The organism is Streptomyces sp. NPDC053426 (assembly GCF_055585405.1).
The window spans coordinates 361,162-385,464 of record NZ_JBVJKE010000005.1 but is presented as its reverse complement, the minus strand read 5'-3'; the positions used below and the strand labels follow the sequence as shown (position 1 = coordinate 385,464).

Annotated in this window: 12 protein-coding genes and 1 pseudogene; 7 read left to right on the top strand and 6 right to left on the bottom strand. The window is 71.0% G+C overall.

The window, feature by feature from the left end; genetic code table 11:
- Position 1 precedes the first annotated feature (1 nt).
- The 6 genes from ACZ62B_RS13400 (at position 2) to fxsT (ending at position 13,487) form a co-directional block, all read left to right on the top strand.
- Positions 2 to 2,023, top strand: a complete 2,022-nt coding sequence (locus ACZ62B_RS13400; RefSeq protein ID WP_344564385.1) for a VMAP-C domain-containing protein — start codon at positions 2 to 4, stop codon at positions 2,021 to 2,023.
- Entirely contained in the window at positions 2,020 to 2,985 is a 966-nt protein-coding gene (locus ACZ62B_RS13395) for an AAA family ATPase (protein WP_344564387.1), read from the top strand. The genes ACZ62B_RS13400 and ACZ62B_RS13395 overlap by 4 nt, the downstream gene beginning before the upstream one ends.
- Positions 2,957 to 6,448: an SAV_2336 N-terminal domain-related protein gene (locus ACZ62B_RS13390; protein ID WP_468890116.1), complete on the top strand. Its 3,492-nt coding sequence runs from the start codon at positions 2,957 to 2,959 to the stop codon at positions 6,446 to 6,448. Before ACZ62B_RS13395 ends, ACZ62B_RS13390 begins: the two co-directional genes overlap by 29 nt.
- 134 nt (positions 6,449 to 6,582) lie before the next feature.
- Positions 6,583 to 8,115 (top strand): VMAP-C domain-containing protein, encoded by a 1,533-nt coding sequence (locus tag ACZ62B_RS13385; protein ID WP_468890114.1) that lies wholly within the window; start codon positions 6,583 to 6,585, stop codon positions 8,113 to 8,115.
- A complete protein-coding gene (locus ACZ62B_RS13380; protein WP_344564393.1) occupies positions 8,112 to 9,173 on the top strand; it encodes a MoxR family ATPase in 1,062 nt (353 codons plus the stop codon). Before ACZ62B_RS13385 ends, ACZ62B_RS13380 begins: the two co-directional genes overlap by 4 nt.
- Positions 9,174 to 13,487, top strand: coding sequence for an FxSxx-COOH system tetratricopeptide repeat protein (gene fxsT / locus ACZ62B_RS13375; protein ID WP_344564395.1), 4,314 nt, complete (start codon positions 9,174 to 9,176; stop codon positions 13,485 to 13,487). It abuts the gene before it with no gap.
- Positions 13,488 to 13,712: 225 nt separating this feature from the next.
- On the opposite strand, the gene ACZ62B_RS13370 is transcribed toward fxsT, so the two are convergent.
- The 3 genes from ACZ62B_RS13370 to ACZ62B_RS13360 form a co-directional block, all read right to left on the bottom strand.
- Entirely contained in the window at positions 13,713 to 14,081 is a 369-nt protein-coding gene (locus ACZ62B_RS13370) for an ASCH domain-containing protein (protein ID WP_344564397.1), read from the bottom strand.
- A 544-nt stretch (positions 14,082 to 14,625) separates the two neighbouring features.
- Positions 14,626 to 16,155 (bottom strand): UDP-N-acetylglucosamine 1-carboxyvinyltransferase, encoded by a 1,530-nt coding sequence (locus tag ACZ62B_RS13365; RefSeq protein ID WP_344564399.1) that lies wholly within the window; start codon positions 16,153 to 16,155, stop codon positions 14,626 to 14,628.
- Positions 16,156 to 16,230: 75 nt separating this feature from the next.
- Positions 16,231 to 16,437 (bottom strand): DUF4236 domain-containing protein, encoded by a 207-nt coding sequence (locus ACZ62B_RS13360; RefSeq protein ID WP_344564401.1) that lies wholly within the window; start codon positions 16,435 to 16,437, stop codon positions 16,231 to 16,233.
- 339 nt (positions 16,438 to 16,776) lie between these two features.
- Between ACZ62B_RS13360 and acnA the strand changes: the two genes are divergently transcribed.
- Positions 16,777 to 19,500 carry an aconitate hydratase AcnA gene (gene acnA, locus ACZ62B_RS13355; protein WP_344564403.1) on the top strand — a complete coding sequence of 908 codons (2,724 nt, stop codon included), beginning with the start codon at positions 16,777 to 16,779 and terminating at the stop codon, positions 19,498 to 19,500.
- A 404-nt stretch (positions 19,501 to 19,904) separates the two neighbouring features.
- Here the strand turns inward: acnA and ACZ62B_RS13350 are convergent.
- The 3 genes and pseudogenes from ACZ62B_RS13350 to ACZ62B_RS13340 form a co-directional block, all read right to left on the bottom strand.
- Positions 19,905 to 20,213: pseudogene (locus ACZ62B_RS13350) on the bottom strand (hypothetical protein); the annotation flags it as partial.
- An 89-nt stretch (positions 20,214 to 20,302) separates the two neighbouring features.
- Entirely contained in the window at positions 20,303 to 20,647 is a 345-nt protein-coding gene (locus tag ACZ62B_RS13345; protein WP_344564405.1) for a hypothetical protein, read from the bottom strand.
- An 11-nt stretch (positions 20,648 to 20,658) separates the two neighbouring features.
- Positions 20,659 to 24,021: an FG-GAP-like repeat-containing protein gene (locus tag ACZ62B_RS13340; protein ID WP_469690309.1), complete on the bottom strand. Its 3,363-nt coding sequence runs from the start codon at positions 24,019 to 24,021 to the stop codon at positions 20,659 to 20,661.
- Positions 24,022 to 24,303 lie beyond the last annotated feature (282 nt).

Sequence of the window (24,303 nt, the reverse complement as noted above, 5' to 3'; positions counted from 1 at the left end):
CGTGCGCCGGCAGCAGGACGACGATCCGGACGGGTGTGTCCGCCGGGCCTGGGTCACCGTCCACGCCCGGGGTGCGTCCAGGACGGGCCTGGGGGCGGGCGTGGTCGTCGCTGACGGGTTCCTGCTGACCTGCGCCCATGTGGTCAACGCGGCTCTCGGCAGGGACAAGTGGGAGTCCGCCGTGCCGACGGCGGCGGAGATGCTCTGGGTCACGGTGTCCTTCCCGTGCCTCGGCAGCGATCAGCACCCGGTGGAACTGGTCAGCTGGCTGGCTCCCGAGCCTTCGGACGGGCACTGGTGGGAAGGCGACCTCGCCCTGCTGAGGGTCGATCTCCGGGACCCGGGGCTCAGCCCGGCGCCCGTGCGCGAAACACCCGGCCGGTGGCTGTCGACCTGGTACGCCAACGGGGCTCCACGCTCGCTCGTGGACGTCTATGTGCAGGCGAGCATGGGGCCCTGGTACATGCTGGACCCGGGCTACGCTCCGCTGGAGATCGAGCCGGGTCATAGCGGAGCACCCCTGTGGGACCGGGAACGCGGCTGCGTGACGGGCCTGGTGGTGTCCACCGAACCCGACCGACCCCGCTCGTATGCCATCAAGGCATCCCGGATGGTGGAGCTGCTCCACTCCACGGGTGTATTCCCTGCAGGGACTACGGCACCGTCCGACCCCAGGACACGAGCCCGGCGCCGTGAGATGGCCGATGCCCTCGACGGACTCCCCGACGGCAAGCTGGAGCGTTGCGCCGTCCGCGTCGGCAACGCCCTCGGCCTCTCTTGGACCCCGGGAACCGGTGCTGAACTCGCCGATGCGGCCCTGGGCCACCCCCGGGGGATACCGGCCCTGCTCAGTACGCTCACCTCGTTCGAGGCAGTGGCCCTGCGGGTCCGGGAGGCCGCCGCGAAGCTCGGCCCCGTGCGCCTGCTCACTCAGGAGGAATACGACGACCTCGAGGACCTGCTCGGCCCGGCCGCGTATCCGGAGACGTGCGCGGCGGCCCGCCGTGCCGTGCCGCACCTGTCGTTCACCCATGCAGGGCAGGCCGGCGTCGGGGCGCTGGTGGAGGACTTGGAGGACCGCGCGAGCGAACCCGGCGTCGTGCCGCCTCTGATCCAGGTGATCGAGGAGGTGGCCGCGTCCCGGCGGGACGGCGGGGACCTCCTGCGGGAATGGTCGCAGAGCGTCATCACCCGCCTGGGCGTCAGCCCGGACGCCATGGCGCAGTGCCGCTGGTCCGCCAAGTCCCGTGCCGCCTCCCGGACCGCACGGCCGGTGCTGCGGGTGTGGCTGTGGCCGCAGCCCGACGCCGACGCCTTCCACTACGACATCCGCCTCTACGACCACGACGCGCACGAGGAGCCGGCGAGGACCTGGACGGACGGGGACGCCCTACGCGACCGCGACGAACTGTGTGCCGCGCTCTCCGACGCCGTCGACGACCTCGACCAGTACGAGGATTCGACAGGCGTGGAGTTCCTGCTGGAGGAAGGCTTCTTCCACCTGGCGGTGGATCGCCTGCCGACCCGCGCGGGATCCCTGGGGACGCGCCCCATCGGGCTGGACCGGGCGGTGGTTCTGCGCGGGCAGAACGTATCGCGCAGTGGTGCCCGGAAGACCCGCTGGGAGCACGGCCGCAGCACCGTGGCGGAACCCTACGTCCTGCACGAGCTGCACTCGGCGAACGGCACCCTGTCGAAGCGGAGCGAGATCGCCTGCGTCATCGCCTGCTGTCCGCCCGACCAGCGCGACGGCACGTTGGCCCTGTGCCGCTACCTGGGCGTTCCCGTGGTCCTGTGGCACCGGGCCGCCCACGGTCCGGACACGGCCGAGGCGCTGCGGGCCGTCGTCCACGACGACTGGCCGCACAGCCTCCGTGAACAGGTCAGACAGCAGCGCGCCGAAGCACTGCACGACACCCTGCACATGGGCGCTCATCTGGCCCTGCTGTGGGAGGACCCGAGCTGGTCGCCGCCCCGGCGGAGGCTGGCCAACCCGACCAGGCGGGAAGGAGGCGCCGCGTGAACAGCGGACGCCCGCAGGAACGGCTCTTCCGCGGCGACGGCGGCACGTACGACGACTCCGTACGGCTGCCCGAACCCCCGCCGTGGCGACGGCCGCGGCAGGACGGCGAGGCCGAGCGGACGCGGCCGTATCTCATCGGCGACGAAGAGGTAGAGGTGGTCAACGCCGCTCTGCGGCTGCGCCGCCCCCTGCTGGTCAGCGGCTCTCCCGGCACCGGCAAGTCGTCGCTCGCCCACGCCGTGGCGGCGGAACTCGGACTCGGGCCGGTCCTGGTCTGGCCGGTGAACACCCGCTCCACGCTCACGGACTCCCTCTACCGCTACGACGCGATCGGACGGCTGCGCGAGCAGCGCGACGGTACGGACGACATCGGCAGCTTCGTACGCCTGGGGCCCCTGGGGACCGCGCTGGCCACCCAGCACGAGGGGCGACCGCGGCTGCTGCTGATCGACGAGTTGGACAAGAGCGACCTGGACCTGCCCAACGACCTGCTGTTCGTCCTGGAGGAAGGCGAGTTCACCGTTCCCGAGCTGGCCCGCCTGCCCGAGGACCAGGCCGAGGTCGCCGTCCATGTGCAGGGCTCGCAGAAGAAGGTGTGGGTGCGGCAGGGCGCCGTCCGCTGCCGGGACTTCCCCTTCGTCGTGATCACCAGCAACGGCGAACGGGAGTTCCCGGCGGCCTTCCTGCGCCGCTGCGTCCGGCTGAAACTGCCGGAGCCCAGTCCCGAACAGCTCGAAGACATCGTACGGGCGCACTTCGCCCAGGACCTGCCGCAACTCCAGGCACAGTGGCCGCGGGTGCGGGAACTCATCCGGACCTTCACCGACCGGCGCAGCATCGGCGGCCTCGCCACCGACCAACTGCTGCACGCCGTCCACCTGCTCCAGCAGGGCGTCCATCCCGAATCGGAGCACCTCAGGGAGGCGGTGCTGCGTGAGCTCAGGAGTGGCGGGGTCCGGTGAGCCGGACGGACTCCGGGTCGCACACCTGTACGCCGCGCTGTGCGGCGCCGGAGTGGAGCTCTCGCCCAGAGAACTGAGCGACGCGCTCTGGCTCGCCCTGCACACACCGCCGAGCCCGGCCGGGGCCGGGACAGCGGAGTCAGCTCCGGTGCCCCGGCCCGCACCCGCCTCCGTCCCGCGGCCGGAGCCGCGGGAACCGGATGCCGGCCGGGCCGCCCCGGGCGCATCCCGGCGCCCGGTCCACGCGTTCACCCGCGCCCGCGGCGGCGGTGCCCCCGGCGCGCCCCTCCGCATCCCCGGAGTCCGGGGCCTGCGCCATCCGCTGGGCGTCGTCCGGGGTCTGCGCGCCCTCAAGCGAAGAGTGCCGTCCCCGCACCGGCAGGAGCTGGACGAGACCGCCACTGCCGAGGCCATCGCCGACAGCGGCGTCCTCGACGCCGTGCTCCGCCCCGCTCGAGACCGCTGGCTCCACCTCCTGCTGGCCGTGGACGACGGCCCGTCCCTGCGGGTGTGGCGCGACACGGTCGGTGAACTGGCCGACGCGCTCACCGGCTCAGGCATCTTCCGGTCCGTCCGCGTGAGCCCGCTCGACGCGTCCGCCCTCCTCACCGGCGACCCGACTGCCGTGCTGGCCGTGACCGACGGGGTCGCCGACCACTGGTACGACGGATCCGCCCACCGGCGGCTCGCCGCCCTGGCCCGCAGGGCACCGACCGCCGTGCTCCACCTGCTCCCGACCCGGTTGTGGAACGGGACCGGGCTGGCGGCCGAACCCGCGATCGTCCGGACGACCGGTCCCGCACCGCCCAACAGTCTGCTCGCCATGTACGAGCTGCCGCTCCCGGACGATTCGGGCCCCCGGCCCGGACTCCCCGTGCCCGTGCTCGAACTGGAGGAGCTGAGCCTGCGGCCCTGGGCCGACCTGATCGCCTCGCACGGTGGTATGGCCGCACTGCGCGTCATCGACGCGGAGAGCCCTCCCGGGCCCGACGGCGACGGCTGCGCCGGCATCACCGCCGGCACCGCCACTGATCGCGTACGGACGTTCCGGGCGACGGCCTCGCCGTCCGCCTACGAACTGGCCGGCCACCTGGCGGCCGTCGATCCGCTGACACTCCCCGTCATGCGGCTGGTCCAGGCCGCCGCCCTGCCCGACAGCAACCCGGTCTGTCTGGCCGAGGTCATGCTGAGCGGCCTCCTGCATGTGGACGCTCCGCTGAACGGCCACGACGTTTTCGCCTTCGCGCCGGAGGTCCGCGGGGTGCTCCGCACAGTGGTCAGGGCCGGTTCGGCACAGCGCACGGTCGACGCGGTGAGCGACTTCATCGTCCCGCGGCTCGGCCGCACCCCGGACTTCCCCGCGGTCATCGCGGACCGGACGGGCACGCTCAGTCTGCCGAGGGGCGGGAATCCGCTCGCGGAGCTGGCGTCCACGGGCGAGCCGTACGGCGGAGGCGGCCCGGGGGACGGGGGCCGGGGCACGGAGCCGTTGCCACGGGGCACGCACAACCTGCCCGAGCGCCGTACCGTGCGGTGGGTCCCCGACCTCCAACGCGATGTGGACTGGGTGGAAGAGACACTGGCCGGCCAAAGCGGTTCCAGGGCGGCGGCGCTCTGCGGGCCCGCCGGGTCGGACAAGACCACCGTCGCGCTGGAGTACGCCCACCGTCACCTGCGGGACCACACCCTGGTGTGGTGGATCGACGCACGCGAGCCGGGCGGTGTGGAGAGCGGCGTCGCGGGCATCACGCACGCCCTGTTCCCGGAGTCCGCCTCCGGCCCGGCGGGCACCGACGCCACCGACCGGGCCCTGCGGTGGCTCGAGTCCCACCCCGGCTGGCTGCTCGTCCTCGACCACGTCACGGACCCCGGAAAGGTGACGGAACTCCAAGGCCGCGTCGGGGCGTACGGGCATCTTCTGGTGACCGCCCGCACCTACGCCCGGCAATGGGCGGCGCTTCCGGTACGCGACCTGACGTCCGCCCACCGCGGCCGGCACGACCCCCTCACCGGTCTGAGGGACGAACCCACGCTTCGTGCGCAGCTGTCCGGCCTGCTGTGCGCCGATCCGGGTGCGGACGACGGCGGACCCGACCACGCACACCTGCGTGCTCCCTCGGAGGATCCGGACACCGAGCAGCGGGGGCTGGCCGTCGTCCTCTGCTCCCTCGACGGTCTGAAGAATGTAAACGACCGGTTCGGTCGTGCCGCCGGTGACGCCGTTCTCGTCGAGATGGCCCGTCGGCTGCGCGACGCCGTACGGGACGACGACACCGTCGCCCGGGTCGGCGGCGACGTGTTCGCGGTCCTCGCGGGCGGGCTGGACCGGTCCGGAGCCACGAACCTCGCCGTACGTCTGCGCGGTGAGGTCCTTCCGCCGATCCGGGTGGATGGACAGGCCGTCAGGGTCGGTGCCTCCACCGCCGTCGTATGGGCGCAGTGCGGCTCGGCACCGGAGCGGATCATCGACTCCGCCCGCGGGGAAATCCTCGCACGCGCCCGAGGACTGAGCCTGTTGCTGCGCCTGACCGAAGTCCTGTGCGCCTTGACGTGCATGAAGGAGGCCCGGGGCCGGGCGTTGTTCGCTCGTGTCCTCGCGGATCAGCTGGGCCGCCCGATCCACCTGCGGGGCCTGAGGCAGCGCGAGGACGTCGTGGCTCTGGTGCGCGCCGCGTTGGCGGTGGCGGGCGGGGAGAACCTCCTCGTCGCCGCCGTACGGATCTTCGAAGGGGATGCGCCCGGTCGCGAGGTGCAGCGACTGTTCGACGAAACCGGCGGCCCGCCTCCGGACGTGTCACGGACGGAGACGGGCGGACCGGGACGCGCACAGGACTCCCTCGCGCTTGTGGCGGACCTGGTCACCGCCCTGTGCGAACTGACGTGCACGCAGGGCGTGGAAGAACGGGCGCAGTTCGCCGCTCTGCTGGGTGACCTGCTGGGCCGCCCGGTGGAGGTACTGGGTGTCAGGCAGCGTGAGGACGTCGTGGCCCTGGTGCATGCAGCGCTGAGTACGGCGGGCGGGGGACACACCCTGGCCGACGTGGTGCGGATCCTTGAGGGGGTGCCGGCGGCCGACGAGGTTGCACGCCGGATCACCGCCGCACCCGACCCCCCGGTCCCCAGGATGCTCTCGGCCCCGGAGGAGGACGGGGCACGGGCCCTCCTGCGGGCAGCCACCGCCGAACTGCCCGCGGCCCGCCTGCGAGACGTACTCGTCCACGACCTGAGCGGTCTCCGCCTGCCCGTCGGCCTTTCCCCCGAGCAGCTCTTCGCGTACACGCTGGAGCTGACCGCACAACCGGACGGCCTGCCCCCCGCCGTGCTGCTCGTCGAGTGCGCGGCCAGGCTCGCCCCATCGCCGGAACACCGCTCCGCCCTGGCGGCCTGGACCGGTACCTGGGCCGCGAACGCGGGACTGTCCGAGGCCCTGCGGCGCCGTCGGGCGGCGGCGAACCGTGCCTGACCGCTTCCGCCCGGAGGCGCCGCTGCGCACCGGATGTCGGCAAGTCGCCTGTCGGCTCGCGGCCGGCGTGCTAGCTTCACTCGCCGGACAGGTGTACCGGCTCCGCGGGGAAGGTCGGTGAAGTCGTCGGCAGCATGGAGGAGTTCGAGAGCAGGACGGGTCTGGCCCTGCTGTCCGGTCTGGCCGAGGCACTGGGCGACCTTCCATGTCTGGAGGACGCACCGGGACGGCGGATGTTCGCCGAGGTGCTCGCGCAGCAGCTGGGCGTCGGCATCGACCTCCGCGGCATGAAGTTGCGTGAGGACGTCGTCTCGCTGGTCCGGACCGCGTTGAGCGTGCCCGGGGGCGAGCGGGTGCTCGTGTCGGTGGTGCAGGTCTTCGAGGGAACAGCGACCGCGGACGCATTGGATCGGCTGATCGAGCCCGTGGCCGGTCCGGCCGACCCGGCGCCGCACCGGTACGGACCCTTGTTCCCCCGAGACGTGGCGACCGCCCGTGCCCTCCTGGACGAGGTGATGGACGAGTTGTCGTGGACCGGCCTTCGCGACGGGCTCGCGGGTGAGACGGGCCTCGACCTCCCCACCGGTCTGTCCCCCGCACAACTCCTGTCCCTCCTGCTGGAGTGGAACACGCAGCCCGACGGTCTGCCCCCCGCCGTCCTGCTCATGGAGCACGCGGCTGCGTCGGTGCGTTCCCCGGACCGCCGCGGGGCCCTGTCCGCCTGGGCGGAGGACTGGGCGAGCCGGACTGGCCTGCTCCGTGAACTCGAACACCGGCGGACCGTTCGCGCCGGCACCCGGGGCGACCCCTCCATCCCCCGGTGCCTCCTCCTGGCGGTCGAGCCCGCCCGTGACGGCACGGGAGATGTCGTCGTCCGCCCCTGGGTCAACACGGTCCCCGGTCGCTGGAACCCCCTGCCCGCCGAGCCGGTGACGACCACCCTCGACGGCCTCGGCCCGGCGGTCGAACTGGCGCTGCGACACATGGCACGCCTTTCACCCCTCTCGCAGGAGCCGTCCACCGGCTTCGCGTCACCGCCGCCGTACGTCGAGTTCGTCCTTCCGTACGACCTGCTCAACCACGATGTGGCCGGGCTGGCGTTCCGTACCGGAGGCGGCAGGCCGCTGCCCCTCGGGGTGGAGTACGGCGTGCACCTGCGCAGCCTGGAGCGCATGCGCACTGACGACGTCCTGGTGCGGCGCCAGTGGCGCGAACGGTGGCGCGCCCTGCAGACGCACGGAGTCAGTGTGTACGAATGGCAGGAGGCCGACGCCCGGCGACAGGACGAATGGCAAGCCGGTCTGGCAAGCGAGCCCAGTCACACCGCGGCCGTACTCGACGCACCGGGCTCGCCCTCCGCGATGGCCGCTCTCAAGGCGGCCATCGCGGAGGGCATCGGAGTCGCGCTCTGGGACCGCCGGGGGCATTTCCCACCCGAGCGCAGGGAGGTGGTCACGGCCGTCTTCGCCGCCGTCCCGACGCCCGCCCAGGTCCCCGTGGCCATTCACCGCCTCAGACGGCAGGCCGAACTCCGCCGTGACGGCCCGCTCCTGATGGGCAGGAGCATCGCCTTCTTCTGGGACGATCCCAACCGGCTCGTCGATATCTACGAGACCGAGGCGGGCGTCGACATGGACATCATCGACAGCGAGGAGAGCGAGGCATGAGCGGGACGACATCGACGGACGGGCGGGCCTGGCGGGTGTTCCACGCCACCGGCTCCGCCCCTGCCGGCCCGGCTCGCGTCCTGCCGGACGCACCGCCCTGGCGCAGGTTCCGCGGCGGGCCGCTGCTTCCTTCGCCTCCTGACGACGAGGAGGCCGCACGCCGCCGTCTCGGGCATGTGGACCCCGTGTCACAGCTCGACGAGGAGACCATCGACGTCGTCAACGCGGCCCTCCTGCTGCGCCGCCCCCTGCTCGTCACCGGCCCGCCCGGGGTCGGCAAGTCCACTCTGGGCTACCTGATCGCCCGTGAACTGGGTCTTGGACGGGTGCTGGAGTGGAGCATCGTCAGCCGCACCACTCTGCGCGGCGGCCTGTACGAGCACGACGCCCTGGGCCGTGCTCAGGCCATCGCCGCCTGGCGGGCCGGCCACCAGCTGCCCCTGGGACCCGCGGGGCCCGATCCGGGCGACGACGGCCAGTCGCTGCCGGCTCTGGGCGACTTCATCACCCTGGGGCCGTTGGGAACCGCACTCCTGCCCTACGGACGCCCGCGTGTCCTGCTCGTCGACGAACTCGACAAGAGCGATATCGACCTGCCCAACGACCTGTTGCACGTGCTGGAGAACGGCAGTTACGAGATTCCGGAACTGGTGCGCCATCCGGACGCCCTCGCGCGGGTGCACACCAGCGACCCGGGGCTGCACGCCGAGGTGAGGAACGGGCGGGTCGAGTGCCGGGAATTCCCCGTCGTGGTGATCACCAGCAACGGCGAGCGCGAGTTCCCGGCGGCCTTCCGCCGGCGCTGCCTCCCCCTGGAGATGAGGACTCCCTCCCGGGAGCAGCTGCTCGCCATGGTGGAGAGCCACTTCAGGGCACTGCCGTCGGACGCCGAGGACCTGATCGACCTCTTCGTCCAACGGGTCCGGTCGGGTGGGACGCACTCGTTGGACCAGTTGCTCAACGCGGTCCAACTGACCACGGAAGGCGCCCTCCAAGGAGACGGCACGCGACGCCATCTCGTCGAGATGCTGCTGCGGGACCTGACGAAAGGCCGATGAATGAACGGCCTTCCACGCGAGCGCGCGCCAGGTCCGGAGGAAGAGGAACCGGCCGGGGCGGCAGCCGCCGAGCAGCCGCTTGGGCAGCCGGCGCCTTCCGAGGGGGACCTGCCGGGTGCCGCTCCGCACTGGCACGAGCTGGCCGACGCCCTCTGGCTGGCCGCCCAGTGGAGCCGTGCCGGGCGCACCGCTCCGGAATCGTCCGCGCCGGTGGACGACGACTGGGCGGCCGACGCGCCGCCGCCGGCCGCCGTCCCGCCGCCCGATGCCGGGCGGCAGCCCGTGAGCGACGACTCCGCTCCCGGCGCCGCGCCCACCAGGCCGGTCCTCGCCCCGGAAGGCCGGGGCCCCCTCCTCGTCGAGTCCCCCCTCCTGCCCGGAGCGGGGTTCTCGGAGTCCGATCGGCCGGCCCGGCGTTCCGCGCTGTTGTCCCGCTCCTTGCACCGGCTCGGGCGACGGGTGGAGTCCCGCCACGAGCTGCTGCTGGACGAGGAACTCACCGCCGAGCGGATGGTCGCCGACGAGCTGTGGATACCGTCGCTCAGGCCGGGACGGGCCAGGGCCTTCCACCTGGTCGTCCTCGTCGATGACGGCCCCACGATGGCCATCTGGCAGCAGGAGACGGCTGCCCTGTCGACCGCCGCCGAGCACAGCGGGGCCTTCCGCTCCCTGCGCACCGTCCGACTGAACGTGCCCGGGGCCGGCGCACCGACGCTGCGCTGGAGCGCGGCAGGAAGGACCGCGGACCTGGGGGAGATCGTCAACGGCAGGCAGGACCGGATGTTCCTGATCGTCACCGACGGCCTCGGACCCGGCTGGGCCGCTCCGTCCGCCGACCACCTGCTCCGGCTCCTGGGCCACGCGGGCCCCACCGCCCTGCTCCACCTGCTGCCTCCGCACCTGCGGCGCCGCTCCTCCCTTCATCCTCATGACGCGGTTCTGGAATCAGGGGGATTCGGCGCCACGAACCGGGGCCTTTTCCTCGGACCGCCGCCCAGCGGACCGGATCCGCTACGGCCTCTGCCGCAGGTCGGCGGCGAGGCCCTGGTCGTACCCGTCCTGTCCATGAAGCCCGGTTCCCTTGCTGCATGGGCCGACCTGGTCGTCGGGGAACGGGGCGTACGCCGTGCCCTTCCCGCTGTCGTGGCCGGATCGCTGCACAAGGGGAAACCCGCTCCCGGGCTGCGGCCCCCGCGGTTCCCCCGCGCCGCGCACGACGCCGTGCGCACCTTCCTCACACTGGCTACGCCGTCCGCCCGCCGGCTCGCCGCCCACCTGGCGGCGGTCCCTTTCGAGTTCGACCTGATCCAGCAGCTGCGCGGCCGGATGATGCCGGACACCACGGCGGAGCACCTTGCGGAGATCCTCATGGGCGGGCTGATCGACTGGAACGACGCCGACGCGGGTCGGCCCGAGTTCGCCGACGGTGTGCGCCAGGCGTTGCTCGCCACGACGACGCGCACGCAACTGGCCAGAGTCGTCGGCACCCTCGCAGAACTTCCCGCGGCAGGAGAGCAGGGGGCCGCCTTGCGCGCGGCCCTGTACGACCCGTCGGGAGCCGCGCTGCCCGATCCGGGCGCCCGGGGATGGCGCCAGTCGGAACTCGCGGTGATGCGGGCGCTGGGAGGCGTACACGCGCAGCGGGCCCGCCGGATCCAGGCCGCCGGTGCCACCGACGCAGTCGCGGGGGCGGCGGCAGGGGCGGTCGTGGGTTCACCGCCGCCCGCGGAGCGACTCCGTACGGACGCGTTCTCGGAGCTTGGGGAGCCGGCCGACGAGGCCGCGGTGATGTCGTCGGGCACCGAGGAGACCGAGCGGTCACCGGCGCCCGCCGTCACGGTGAACATCCCCCTGCGGAACCTGGGGTTCGTGGGCCGGGCGGCCCAGCTCCGGGCGCTGGCGGACCGGCTCGCGACGCAGGACACCGTGTGCCTGCTCCCGGACGCCGTCCACGGGTCCGGTGCCGTGGGCACCTCCGAGCTGGCCCTCGAATACGTCTACCGGCATCTGCCCGAATACGACCTCGTCTGCTGGATCCCTGCCCAGCGGGACGGCCTCGTCCTGACGGCTTTCGCCGATCTGGCGGCCGTGCTGGGTGTCGACGAGGCGGACCGCGGCGCTCTTTCCGTCGACTCGACCGTGCCCGCCGTGCTCCGGGCACTGCGCACCGGCACTCCGTACCACCGTTGGCTGCTGGTCTTCGACAACGCCGAGGACGTCGAGGCGGTACGCCGTCACCTGCCCGCCGACGGACGCGGAAAGGTACTCGTCACCTCCCGTGACCGCGAGTGGGAGCGGGTGGCCGCCCCGGTGACGTTGAGCGTCTTCGAGCGCGAGGAGTCGGTCGCACTGCTCCGGAACCACGTGCCCGCACTCCCGGCCGAGGACGCCGACCGCCTCGCCGAGGCCCTGGGCGATCAGCCCCTCGCCCTGGAACAGGCGGGCGCCTGGCTGGAGGACACCGGGCTGGGGGCTGACGTCTACCTCGGGCTGTTCCAGCGGCACCTCGTGGCCGTCGGTGCGCTCGATCCGGATCCCGACCGGCCATCCGCCCCGGCCGCGGCCTGGAACGCGTCACTGGAGTGGCTCGGGGAGACGCACCCGGACGCGCGTCGGCTGCTCGACCGCTGCGCGGTCATGGCTCCCGAACCGATCCCGCTGGGCCTGCTGCACGCGGGCCGGCCCGTCGGCGCCACGCCGGAGGACGACCGGCCGGGCGACCCGGTGGGGCAGGTCCGTGCCGTCCGCGCACTGGGCAGGCTCGCCCTGGTCAAGGTCGACCATCGGACCCACACCCTGCGGCTGCACCGGCTCCTGCACACGCTGCTGCTGGCCCGGATGACCACCGAGCAGCGCGAGCGGACGCGCGAGACCGCTCACCGGCTGCTGGCGGCGGCCAGGCCCGGCCACTACGCCACGCCGCAGGAATGGCCCGCCTACCGGTCATTGCTGCCACACCTACTCGCCTCGCAGGCGGTGACCAGCACCGACCCGCGGGTTCGGGCCTTCGTCCACGACACCGTGCGGTTCCTGCACCACCGCGGTGACCTCAAGGGTGCCACCGCCCTCGGTGAGCAGGCCCGGACCGCCTGGCCGACGGCCTCCGGCGAGGAGAACGGCGAGGTCGTACGCATGACGAAGACCTACGCGATGCTGCTGCGGCGGGCCGGCCGGATCGCCGAGTCTGCGCCGCTCACCGAGAACGCGCTGGAGGTGTCGCGCCGGATCGCGGCGGACTCCGAGGAACTGGTCGACTCCCTGTGCGAACTGGCCGACACCCGGCGCCACCAGGGCCGGTTCCGGGAGGCACGGGACCTCGGTGAGGAGGCCACCGAACTGGCCCGGTCCCTGTTCGGCGACGAGGCTCCCCTCGCGCTGCGGGCCACCCACGACTGGGGCATCGGCCTGCGGCTGTGCGGACAGTACGCCCAAGCCCTGCCGTTGGACCAGGAGAACGCCCGGCGATGCGGACTGCTCTTCCGGTCCAGCGACCCCCTCACCTTCGAGAGCCTCAACGCGGTCGCCGCCGACATGCGGGAGAGCGGCGACTACCCCGGCGCCCGCGCCTTCCAGGAGGGCCTCTACCGCTGGGCGCGCTCCGAACTCGGCGAGGAACACCCGCTCGCCCTGCGCACCGCCGGCCACCTCGCGGTCTGCCGGCGTCGGGACGGCGCACTCGCCGAGGCCGCCCTGCTCTCCGAGGAGACACTGGGACGCTGCACCGACCGCTACGGCCCCGATCACCCTGAGTCGCTCTCGGCCGCGATCGGCGCGGCCGTCGACAGACGTCTCGCCGGAGACCTCGACCGGTCCCGCCGACTGGACGAGACGACCGCACAGCGCCTCGCCGCACGCTTGGGTGAGGATCACCTGTGCACCCTGGTGGCGCGAGCCCATCTGGCGGCCGGTATGCGTGCGCTCGGCCTCGTCGACCAGGCCCGGGAAATGGAGGACGACGTCTCACACCGGCTGGAGACGACACTGGGTCCCCGCCACACGGCGACGCTGACCCTCGCGATCGGCAGGTCCAACACCGCCTACACGAACCTGGAGTTCGAGCGGGCGCGCGAGATCGATGAGGTCAACCTGCGGCTGCTGGCCGAGGTCGCGGGCGAACGACACCCGTTGACGCTGTCCTGCACTACCAACCTCGCCCTCGACCTCCGAGGGCTGGGCCGGGGCGCCGAGGCCGACGAGCTGCAACGCACGGCCATGGAGGGATTCAGCGCTGTCGTCCGGGCAGACCACCCCTGGCTCACGGCGGCCCGGCAGCGGCGACGCATCGAGTGCGACCTGGCCTACATACCCTTGTAGCCCGGTTCCTCCCGGCATCAGGTGACCGTCCGGTACCCGTGCCCGCCGCAACGCCGGCGGACACGGCAGGGCACGGCTGGCGGCGGCGTGGCGGGCCGGCCCGCCCTCGGTATCGGCTGTTCTCCCACCGCTGTGGCCGCCGCCCGCCAGGAGCATGCCGCCCCCGGCCCCCGCGTCTGCGCCTTCGTCCGGGGAAGCTGTCCGGCCCGGGTGGCCCCGAGGTGGTCAGGAAGCCGCCACGACGCGGAAGGCGAGGCACACGACGGGAGTGTCGTCCTCGACCGGCATGCCTTCGCGCTCCCAGAAGCGGCGGTGGCCGTCGCGCCACTCATCGAGGGAGGCATCGCCCTCGTCCTCGGCGGCAGCGTGTTCCCACGTGACCTCGGTGAAAGACGTCTGCTCCATCCCCGTGATCTCTACGGTGGCGATCGCGCGGCCGTCGTTGTCGAGGAGGGCCATCCGCTCGCCGACGAATTCGAGGCCCTCGGTCTCCTCGACGTACTCGTCCAGAAGCCCCGTCGTGACGGTCTTCCGTCCGGCCAGGACCAGGGAGTTCAGCCGAACCCGCAGTTCGTCCGGGGTACCGAGTTCCATCGCGCGTATGCCGTCGACTCGCGGCCACATCGCTCATCGCCCCACTCGGTCGTCCGCACGCCGGGCGTGGGTCGCTTCGAATTGATCATTATGCGCCTCCGGCGAACCGCCCAGCCTCCCATGCCTCGTGGAGCGCATGGGGCGCGGGCACCGCACCGTCTCCGCGCGACCTGCTCGGCCACGTGGTGGCGTGCCCACGTCCCGACGAGCCAGGGGATCGAGCCGCCGAACCGGCCCTGGTAGTGCTTGGTCAGGTGGATTCGCCGGTGGCGTGTCCGTTTGGCCGGGTGTCTGAGCGTGACGGCAAGGCAGTAAGCCGAGAACCCGGCCCGACCTGTCCTCGTCCATGAGTTGCTCAGGTCGACACCCGTCCGGGAACCCACCACACGCAGTGACGGGCAATCCGTCCCCCGGTTCCTGAGACCGGCAGTCTCCCGACTTGGCCCAAAAGTTCCTGAGAAGTCCCACAGACGAAGCCGAGTCCCCTCCTGGCTGGCATACGTGCAGGTCAGAAGGGGATTCGCGCTACCTTTTCTTAGAGCTTTCAGATGTCCCGGAAGATCTCGATCTGCGCCCCGATCGAGTTCAGCCGCTCCGCCAGGTCCTCGTACCCGCGGTTGATGACGTACACGTTGCGCAGGACCGACGTGCCCTCCGCCGCCATCATCGCCAGCAGGACCACCACGGCCGGGCGCAGCGCCGGCGGGCACATCATCTCGGCGGCGCGCCAGCGGGTCGGGCCCTCGACCAGGACGCGGTGCGGGTCGAGGAGCTGGAGGCGGCCGCCGAGGCGGTTGAGGTCGGTCAGGTAGATGGCGCGGTTGTCGTAGACCCAGTCGTGGATGAGGGTCTGACCCTGGGCCACCGCCGCGATCGCCGCGAAGAACGGGACGTTGTCGATGTTCAGGCCCGGGAACGGCATCGGGTGGATCTTGTCGATCGGCGCCTCCAGCTTGGAGGGGCGGACGGTGAGGTCCACCAGGCGCGTACGGCCGTTGTCGGCGAAGTACTCCGGCGTGCGGTCGTGGTCGAGGCCCATCTCCTCCAGGACCGCCAGCTCGATCTCCAGGAACTCGATGGGGACCCGGCGGACCGTCAGTTCCGACTCCGTCACCACGGCCGCGGCCACCAGGCTCATCGCCTCGACCGGGTCCTCGGAGGGGGAGTAGTCCACGTCGGCGTCGATGGTGGGCACGCCGTGCACGGTGAGCGTGGTGGTGCCGATGCCGTCGACCTTGACGCCCAGCGCCTCCAGGAAGAAGCACAGGTCCTGGACCATGTAGTTGGAGGACGCGTTGCGGATGACGGTGGTGCCGTCGTGCCGGGCGGCGGCGAGCAGCGCGTTCTCGGTGACGGTGTCCCCGCGCTCGGTCAGCACGATCGGGCGGCCGGGGGCGACGGAGCGGTCGACCACCGCGTGGTACTGGCCCTCCGTCGCGGCGATGTCCAGGCCGAACCGGCGCAGCGCGATCATGTGCGGCTCGACGGTGCGCGTCCCGAGGTCGCAGCCGCCGGCGTACGGCAGCATGAAGCGGTCCAGGCGGTGCAGCAGCGGGCCGAGGAACATGATGATGGAGCGGGTGCGACGGGCGGCGTCCGCGTCGATGGACGCGAGGTCCAGCTCGGCCGGCGGCACGATCTCCAGGTCGACGCCGTCGTTGATCCAGCGGGTGCGTACGCCGATGGAGTTCAGCACCTCCAGGAGGCGGTAGACCTCCTCGATGCGGGCGACGCGGCGCAGCACGGTGCGCCCCTTGTTGAGCAGCGAGGCGCACAGCAGTGCCACGCACGCGTTCTTGCTCGTCTTGACGTCGATGGCGCCGGAGAGCCGGCGGCCGCCCACCACGCGCAGGTGCATCGGCCCGGCGTAGCCCAGCGAGACGATCTCGCTGTCCAGGGCCTCGCCGATCCGGGCGATCATCTCAAGGCTGATGTTCTGGTTGCCGCGCTCGATCCGATTGACGGCGCTCTGGCTGGTGTTGAGCGCCTCGGCGAGCTGGGCCTGTGTCCACCCGCGGTGCTGCCGGGCGTCACGGATGAGCTTGCCGATGCGTACGAGGTAGTCGTCTGACATGAGGATGAGGTTATCTCAGATATGAGATGGCACCTCTTGGGGGGTCCGTTCGGGTGATGGTCGGGTGATGTGACGTCAGTATCCCCTGGTGCGGCGGGTCCGGCGGGTCCGGCGCCATCCGAAAGGTCCGGGCAAATCCATCGATGTCGTACGACGTCCCGTACTGCTGCGGGTGTACCGGGGGCCGTTCCTGCCGCCGGTGGTGATGGACCACGACCGCTTGTTGATGTTCAGCCGTACCCCCGGGAGGATCCGAAAGCTCTTGCGAAACGTGAGCGGCATTCCTGTGCCCTTTCCTTCCCGTCCCGAACTGACTCCGTCTCAGTCGGTTACCCCGTCCGGGCGCAAAGATGGCGCCGGACCGCGGGGCGGCGGAGGGTGGGGGTGGCGCACCGGGCCGAGTCCGGCGAGCCGGGCGCGCCGGGCCGGGCGGGCCGGGCCCGGGCATGACCATTCGGCCCTTGTGTACTAGAGTTATCTCGACATCGAGATATCTGCCGAGGCGCACCGCAGCCGCCACCCTGGTAAGGGCTACCTAACTTAGCCTTACCTTAGCGGATAGGCCAGGGCGGCGTGGCGGCAGGATGCGGTGGTACGCGCACATCAATGAAGGAGACTGTCGTGTCGGCGAACAGCTTCGACGCCCGCAGCACGCTGCAGGTGGGCGACGAGTCGTACGAGATCTTCCGGCTGGACAAGGTCGAGGGCTCCGCGCGCCTTCCCTACAGCCTGAAGGTGCTGCTGGAGAACCTGCTCCGCACCGAGGACGGCGCGAACATCACCGCCGACCACATCCGCGCCCTGGGCGGCTGGGACTCCCAGGCCCAGCCGTCGCAGGAGATCCAGTTCACGCCGGCCCGCGTGATCATGCAGGACTTCACCGGCGTGCCCTGCGTCGTGGACCTCGCCACCATGCGTGAGGCCGTCAAGGAGCTGGGCGGCGACCCGAACAAGATCAACCCGCTCTCCCCGGCCGAGATGGTCATCGACCACTCCGTCATCGCCGACAAGTTCGGCACCAACGACGCCTTCAAGCAGAACGTCGACCTGGAGTACGGCCGCAACCGCGAGCGCTACCAGTTCCTGCGCTGGGGCCAGACCGCCTTCGACGACTTCAAGGTCGTCCCGCCCGGCACCGGCATCGTCCACCAGGTGAACATCGAGCACCTGGCCCGTGTCGTCATGGTCCGTGACGGCAAGGCCTACCCCGACACCCTGGTCGGCACCGACTCGCACACCACCATGGTCAACGGCCTCGGCGTCCTCGGCTGGGGCGTCGGCGGCATCGAGGCCGAGGCCGCCATGCTCGGCCAGCCGGTCTCCATGCTGATCCCGCGCGTCGTCGGCTTCAAGCTCACCGGCGAGCTCAAGCCCGGCACCACCGCCACCGACCTCGTGCTCACCATCACCGAGATGCTGCGCAAGCACGGCGTCGTCGGCAAGTTCGTCGAGTTCTACGGCGAGGGCGTGGCGGCCACGAGCCTCGCCAACCGCGCCACCATCGGCAACATGTCGCCGGAGTTCGGCTCCACCGCCGCGATCTTCCCGATCGACGACGAGACCCTGAACTACATGCGCCTGACCGGCCGCAGCGACCAGCAGGTCGCGCTGGTCGAGGCGTACGCCAAGGAGCAGGGCCTCTGGCTGGACCCGCAGGCCGAGCCGGACTTCTCCGAGAAGCTGGAGCTCGACCTCTCCACGGTCGTGCCCTCCATCGCCGGTCCCAAGCGCCCGCAGGACCGCATCGTCCTCGCCGACGCCAAGGCCCAGTTCGCCCAGGACGTGCGCAACTACGTCAAGGACGGCGGCGACGTCGACGAGGCGAGCAAGGAGTCCTTCCCGGCCTCCGACGCCCCGGCCATCTCCAACGGCGCCCCCTCCCACCCGGTCGAGGTCACCGCCGCCGACGGCACGACCTACACGCTCGACCACGGCGCCGTGACCGTCGCCGCGATCACCTCCTGCACCAACACCTCCAACCCGTACGTCATGGTCGCCGCCGCCCTGGTGGCCAAGAAGGCGGTGGAGAAGGGCCTGACCCGCAAGCCGTGGGTCAAGACCACCCTCGCCCCGGGCTCCAAGGTCGTCACCGACTACTTCGAGAAGGCGGGCCTGACCCCGTACCTCGACAAGGTCGGCTTCAACCTGGTCGGTTACGGCTGCACCACCTGCATCGGCAACTCCGGCCCGCTGCCGGAGGAGGTCTCCAAGGCGGTCAACGAGCACGACCTCGCGGTCACCTCGGTGCTCTCCGGCAACCGCAACTTCGAGGGCCGGATCAACCCCGACGTCAAGATGAACTACCTGGCGTCCCCGCCGCTGGTGGTCGCCTACGCGATCGCCGGTTCCATGAAGGTGGACATCACCCGCGAGGCCCTCGGGTACGACCAGGACAACAACCCGGTCTTCCTGAAGGACATCTGGCCCTCCGAGGCCGAGGTCAACGACGTCGTCGCCAACGCGATCGGCGAGGACATGTTCTCCAAGTCCTACGCCGACGTCTTCGCCGGTGACGCCCAGTGGCAGGCGCTGCCCATCCCGACCGGCGACACCTTCGAGTGGGACGGCGAGTCCACCTACGTGCGCAAGCCCCCGTACTTCGAGGGCATGGGCATGGAGCCGGCCCCGGTCGAGGACATCGCCGGCGCCCGTGTGCTCGCCAAGCTGGGCGACTCGGTCACCACCGACCACATCTCCCCGGCCGGCGCCATCAAGGCCGACACCCCGGCCGGCAAGTACCTCACGGAGCACGGCATCGAGCGCCGCGACTTCAACAGCTACGGCTCGCGCCGCGGCAACCACGAGGTCATGATCCGCGGCACGTTCGCCAACATCCGCCTGCGCAACCAGATCGCGCCGGGCACCGAGGGCGGCTACACCCGCGACTTCACGCAGGCGGACGGCCCGGTGTCGTTCATCTACGACGCCTCCCGCAACTACATCGAGCAGGGCATCCCGCTGGTCGTCCTGGCCGGCAAGGAGTACGGCTCCGGCTCGTCCCGCGACTGGGCCGCCAAGGGCACCGCGCTGCTCGGCGTCAAGGCCGTCATCGCCGAGTCCTACGAGCGCATCCACCGCTCGAACCTCATCGGCATGGGCGTCCTGCCGCTCCAGTTCCCGGAGGGCCACACCGCCGAGTCCCTCGGCCTGACCGGCGAGGAGACCCTCTCCGTCTCCGGCGTCACCGAGCTGAACGACGGCACCACCCCGCGCACGGTGAAGGTCACCACCGACACGGGCGTCGAGTTCGACGCGGTCGTCCGCATCGACACCCCCGGTGAGGCCGACTACTACCGCAACGGCGGCATCCTGCAGTACGTGCTTCGCCAGCTTGTCGGCTCTTGACCTGACGTGAACGAGCGCCCTGCCCCTGCATCTCGCGGGGAGCGGGGCACTCGCGCTCGACGGGGCGGGAAGACGCGTCCGCGACCGTGATCGCACGCGATCTCTTCCCGGAAGCGGAGCCGCGCGTCCTACGACGACGAAGAACCCCGCCCCTGGTACCAGGGGCGGGGTTCTTCTGTCCTTGCGAGCGTATGGCGAACGAGCGCCGCCAGGCGCACACGGGTGTGGTGGGAGCCCCCTCACGAGCGGGCGACCTGCCCGTTGCCCTTCATGGGCAGGGACTCCCACCACGAACAGCCCCGGTCGGCTCATGGCGTTCGTTGCCTTCGAGTGTCGGGGTTTCGTGCCGACCTCGTGGTGTGCGGGCCGGCTGTATGTCTCGCCGGTGGCGAGGATTCTGCCGACAGGGACGCGCCGGGTCGCGCGGGCGGCACCGCGCGGTCCTTCCAGCCGGGCATCCGTGTCGCGGTACCGGAGGCGTCCTCGCGGATGCGCCACAGGGCGCGCTGCCCGGCCGGATCGGTGACGATCCTCGCGTCCAGGGCGTCGGCGACCCGGACGGTCCGCTCCACCACGAGCACGGCCTCGCGTCCGCGGCGTCCCGAGGGGCCCACGATCCCGACGGGCACCCGCCGGTGGTCGGAGGCGTCCATGGTGAACAACGTCCGCATACCGCGATCGAAACCGACATCACCTTGCACGGACGGCGCCATGCAGCGCTCCCTCCAACTCCTGGGCGTCCATGGGGTCAGGGTGCCCGGGAGTTGGAGGGAGCGCTGCATGGCGTGCTGTGCGATACGGGCTACTTGCTCTCGTAGCCCGTATCGCCTGCGAGACGCTCGATGTCTTCTCTCGCCTTCTCCATCTCGTCCGCGATGGCGTCGTCGGCGCTCTCGGAGAAGATCCGGTCGCGTTCCTTCACAGGAAGGCCCTGGCAGTGCGGCGGGAGGCTGGTGCTGAGTTCGGTGCCGTCGGCAACGGCGGCCTCGACCTGCGCCGTCGACTCCTCGCGGCACTTGGCCGCGTCCGGGCGGACGGGGCCGGTGCTGAGGAAGTACGCGGCCAGGGCGACGGCGACGAGCAGGGCGGCGGCCACCGCGCCCGCTGTCTTCGGGTGGGTTCGGACGGTCTGTGTCAGGGAGTGCATGGCGTCCTCGGTCAGGTGAAGCTGAGGAACGGATTCAGGTCGCCGTTCCAGACGATGCTGACGTAGGCGTTGGTATTGGTCTTGCTGGGGTTGTAGAGCCGCATGTTCCCGGTGGCTGTCTCACGTGCCCACATGTCGGGGATGCCGTCGCCGCTGGTGTCGGGGATGACCACGATGCTGTTGATGTTGGCCTCGGTCCAGCCGGTGCCGAACAGGGCGTCGGCGCCGTCGCGCGAGTTGGCACCCAGCGCGAGGGAGACCGGGGCGACGGAGCCTTCGCCGGCCGTACCGGGCTTGCCGTGCCGCAGGTAGATGTTGCCGCTGGACAAGTTGCGCCACAGCAGGTCCGGGGTCTTGTCCAGGTCGAAGTCGGCGACGGCGAGCACGTCACGCGTGGACCAGCCGGAGTCGCTGGTGAGCTGGATCGCGTCGGTGAAGGCGCCGGCGGTGTATCCGCCCAGGAACCACAGCTGTCCGCCGTCGGTGACGACCATCAGATCGGGTTCGCCGTCCCCCGTGACGTCTCCTGCGGTGCGCATCTCACCCCAGGTGGCGGGATCGGGAGCGTTGTCGGGCAGGAGCACGCGGATGCGTTCGTCGATGTTGACGGCGCCGTACCCGTCGCCCTGGTAGATCCAGAGCTTGCCGTCGGGCGTACGGGCGACGATGTCGGTGAGGCCGTCACCAGGGTAGTAGTCGTCCCACTTGGAGATCAGGGCGTGCTTCTTGCTGGTGGCGGTGGAGTTCGGGTCGTAGAAGTGGCCGGACGGGTTCTGCTCGCCCTTACCGTTGTACGAGGCGGCCATGTTGGTGTAGAGGTCACCGGCGGCTTCGCCCGGGTAGGTCCACAGGCTGCCGTTGCTCCACAGACCGACCAGATCGGGATAGGTGTCGCCGGTGAGGTCGCCAGGGGCGTCGGCGGAGCGGCCGGAAGGTATGTACGTCTTGATTTCCGAAGCCTTCGAGAAGTTGCCGACCGCGTCGCGGGCGTAACCCTTCAGGAAGATCGGTCCGGCCGAGGGCGACTTGAGGGTGACGGTGATGGGTTCGCCCTTGGAGGCCCGGGTGACCGATTCGATGAGGTGGCCTTCGACGGCGTCCCGGTCGATGCGGAAGGTCTGTCCGCTGGCCGGGTCATCGAGGTAGATGTAGGTGAAGTTCCCGCTGTTGAAGCTGATGACGTAGCCGGTGGTGGACGGGCCGGAGCTGAGGGTGACGGTGCCGGAGGTGCCGTGTGGAGCGTTGACCGCCCAGTTGGTGCCGGCGGCGTTGGCCTGCGGGAAGTCGGTGGAGGTCATCGTGGGTGCCGCGGGTGCGGTGTTGTCGACCGTGAAGCGGCAGGGCTCGGTGCCGTTCGGCCAGAAGGTGGACACGGCGCCTTCGGTGTCCTCGGCGCGGACGTCCCAGGAGTATGTCTTGCCGTCGGCGAGTTGCGTCGAGGGCACGGTGACGGACGCGGTCTGGGTTCTGCTGCCTCCGGTGCCCGTGACGACCCTGTCGAGAATCTTCGTGGTGGCGCCGGTCTCCCACAGGCGGAAGCGCATGCCCTTGAGGTTGCTGTCGTAGTCGGTGGCCTCGGCCCTGAGCACGACATCGGTCAGGCCGATGACCTCCTCGCCGATGACGGTGTTGCACACGCCGGGCGTGATGTCGCCGTCGACCGGCTGGTTGGGCGGCCGGTTGAAGCTGATCGTCAGGACCGCGCTGCTGGCGCTGTACTTGCGCCAGGTGTACGTGGAGGTCTCGGTGCTCGCGCGAAGCCCCAGGGTGAGCGAGCCCCACTTCTTGTTCGCCGCGTCCTGCGCTCCGGACTTGACGTCGTAGCCGACGTAGGCGTCGTCGCAGCCGTATTTCTCGTTGCCGTGTGCGTAGGACTTGGCGTCCAACTGGCGCGCCCAGGAAGGCTGGTTGTTCCAGGTGGTGGAGGTCGAGATCCCGCCGGTCAGCCACAGCTCGATCTGCCGGGGTTCGGTGCAGGACCACGAGTGCGTGTTCTTGATCTTCCAGCTCGCCGACAGGACGGTCGAGCCGTGGATGCTGCTGGAGATGCCCATCTTCCAGAACGACCGGGCGAGGCCGCGGTCCTGGGACTCGTAGCCGACCCGCGCCTCGCTCGTGCCGCCTGAGTAGTTGGTGCCGTTGTAGTAGTTGGAGTTGGGATGGGGCTTGTACGCGATCGTCCAGCCCTTCTCCTGCAGTTCGAGCGTGGGGTCGATGAACACGGGAAAGCGGACTTTCCCGGCGTCGGCCTTCTTGCCGGTCAGCAGGCCCGTCGCCGCCGCGTCGAGCTTGAGGGTGGCCTGCCCGGTTCCGCCGCCGTCCAAGGAGGCGGGCAGCACGGCACTGGCCGTTCCCGGCTCGGGACCGGTCAGCCCGGTCAGAGCGAAGGTGGTCTTGGCGGTGGTGGTGTCGGTGTACGGCTCGGCGGTCGGGTCCTCGGGGTTCGTCACGCCCGCCGAGTCCCAGGCGAGCGGGGTCGGGATGGCACCGACGGGCTTGCCGTCAGCGGCGTCCGTGATGGTCACGCCACCGGTGGTGGTGTCGAGGGCGAATTCGGCCGTGTCGGAGCGCAGACCGTAGGACACGGTCCGCAGGGCCTCCTGCCGGGCGGCCTCTTCGTTCTTGACGATGAGCAGCTGGCCGAAGCCGCCTTCCTCGCGTGCCACGAGCAGCAGGTCCACGCCGGGTAGCACCTCGCGGTACAGCGCCCGGTTGCCTTCGACGACCGGCTCGGGCAGCGTGCCCGGCCAGGTGTACGTGATCTCGTGTCCCTTGTAGGCCACCGATGCCAGGAACGACTCCTTCGGCGCCGACTCCCGTGAGGCGGTACGGGTGGTGGCCTCATGGGCCGTCGGGCGCCATACGGCCGGGCGCACCGCGCCACTGGAGCTGCTGTCCGAGCCGGACGGCGTCGCAGCCGTACGACCGGAGCCGCGCGAGGCGGCCGGCGTCGCAGCCGCCGCGAACTCGACCTCGCCGGGCGTGTTCACGGGCCGCAGCCGCGTGCCGTCCTTGCTGCGCCGCAGGTCCGCGTCGATGTCCTCCCAGCTGCCGTCGGCACGCTGCGCCCGTACGGGAACGGCATGGATCTCGGAGCGCCAGGTGCCGTTCGGCAGGGCGAAGGTGCGGGATGTCGGCGTGGTCTCGGTGCCGACCACGACCTCCTTCTTCTGCGACCGCGCCTTCTCCATCGCCTCGGCCGCCGTCAACGGACCCGAGGACCCCTTGGCCCGAGGGGCCACGGCACCGCGCTCCCACGGTGTCCAGACGAGCAGCCCGGCCACCAGCGCCACGCAGAGCAGCGCGGCGTAGGAGGCGAACCGGGCGTGCTTGCCTGCGGCGAAGCGGAAGAACGCGGATGGCTGAGCAGACACGACGGCAGGCTCCCCGGGAACACGGCTGGCTAGATGCCAAGGACCCGCCAGGCAGCGGCGATTACCTCGCTGACCTGGGGCGTCTTAGGCATGAGTGCGCGCAAGCTATGCGGCGGCGGCGGCAGTTGTCGAGCTGACGCCTTGAGATCAACTCGTGATCAATGACCTGACCTTCACCAACAGTGACGACCGTTTTGCCTGCCTTCGCTGTCAACTGGTTCGTATGGCGCGTGCGTTGTGAACTGTTCTCGCGGATTGTCGTCTATCGCGGACATGCAGGAG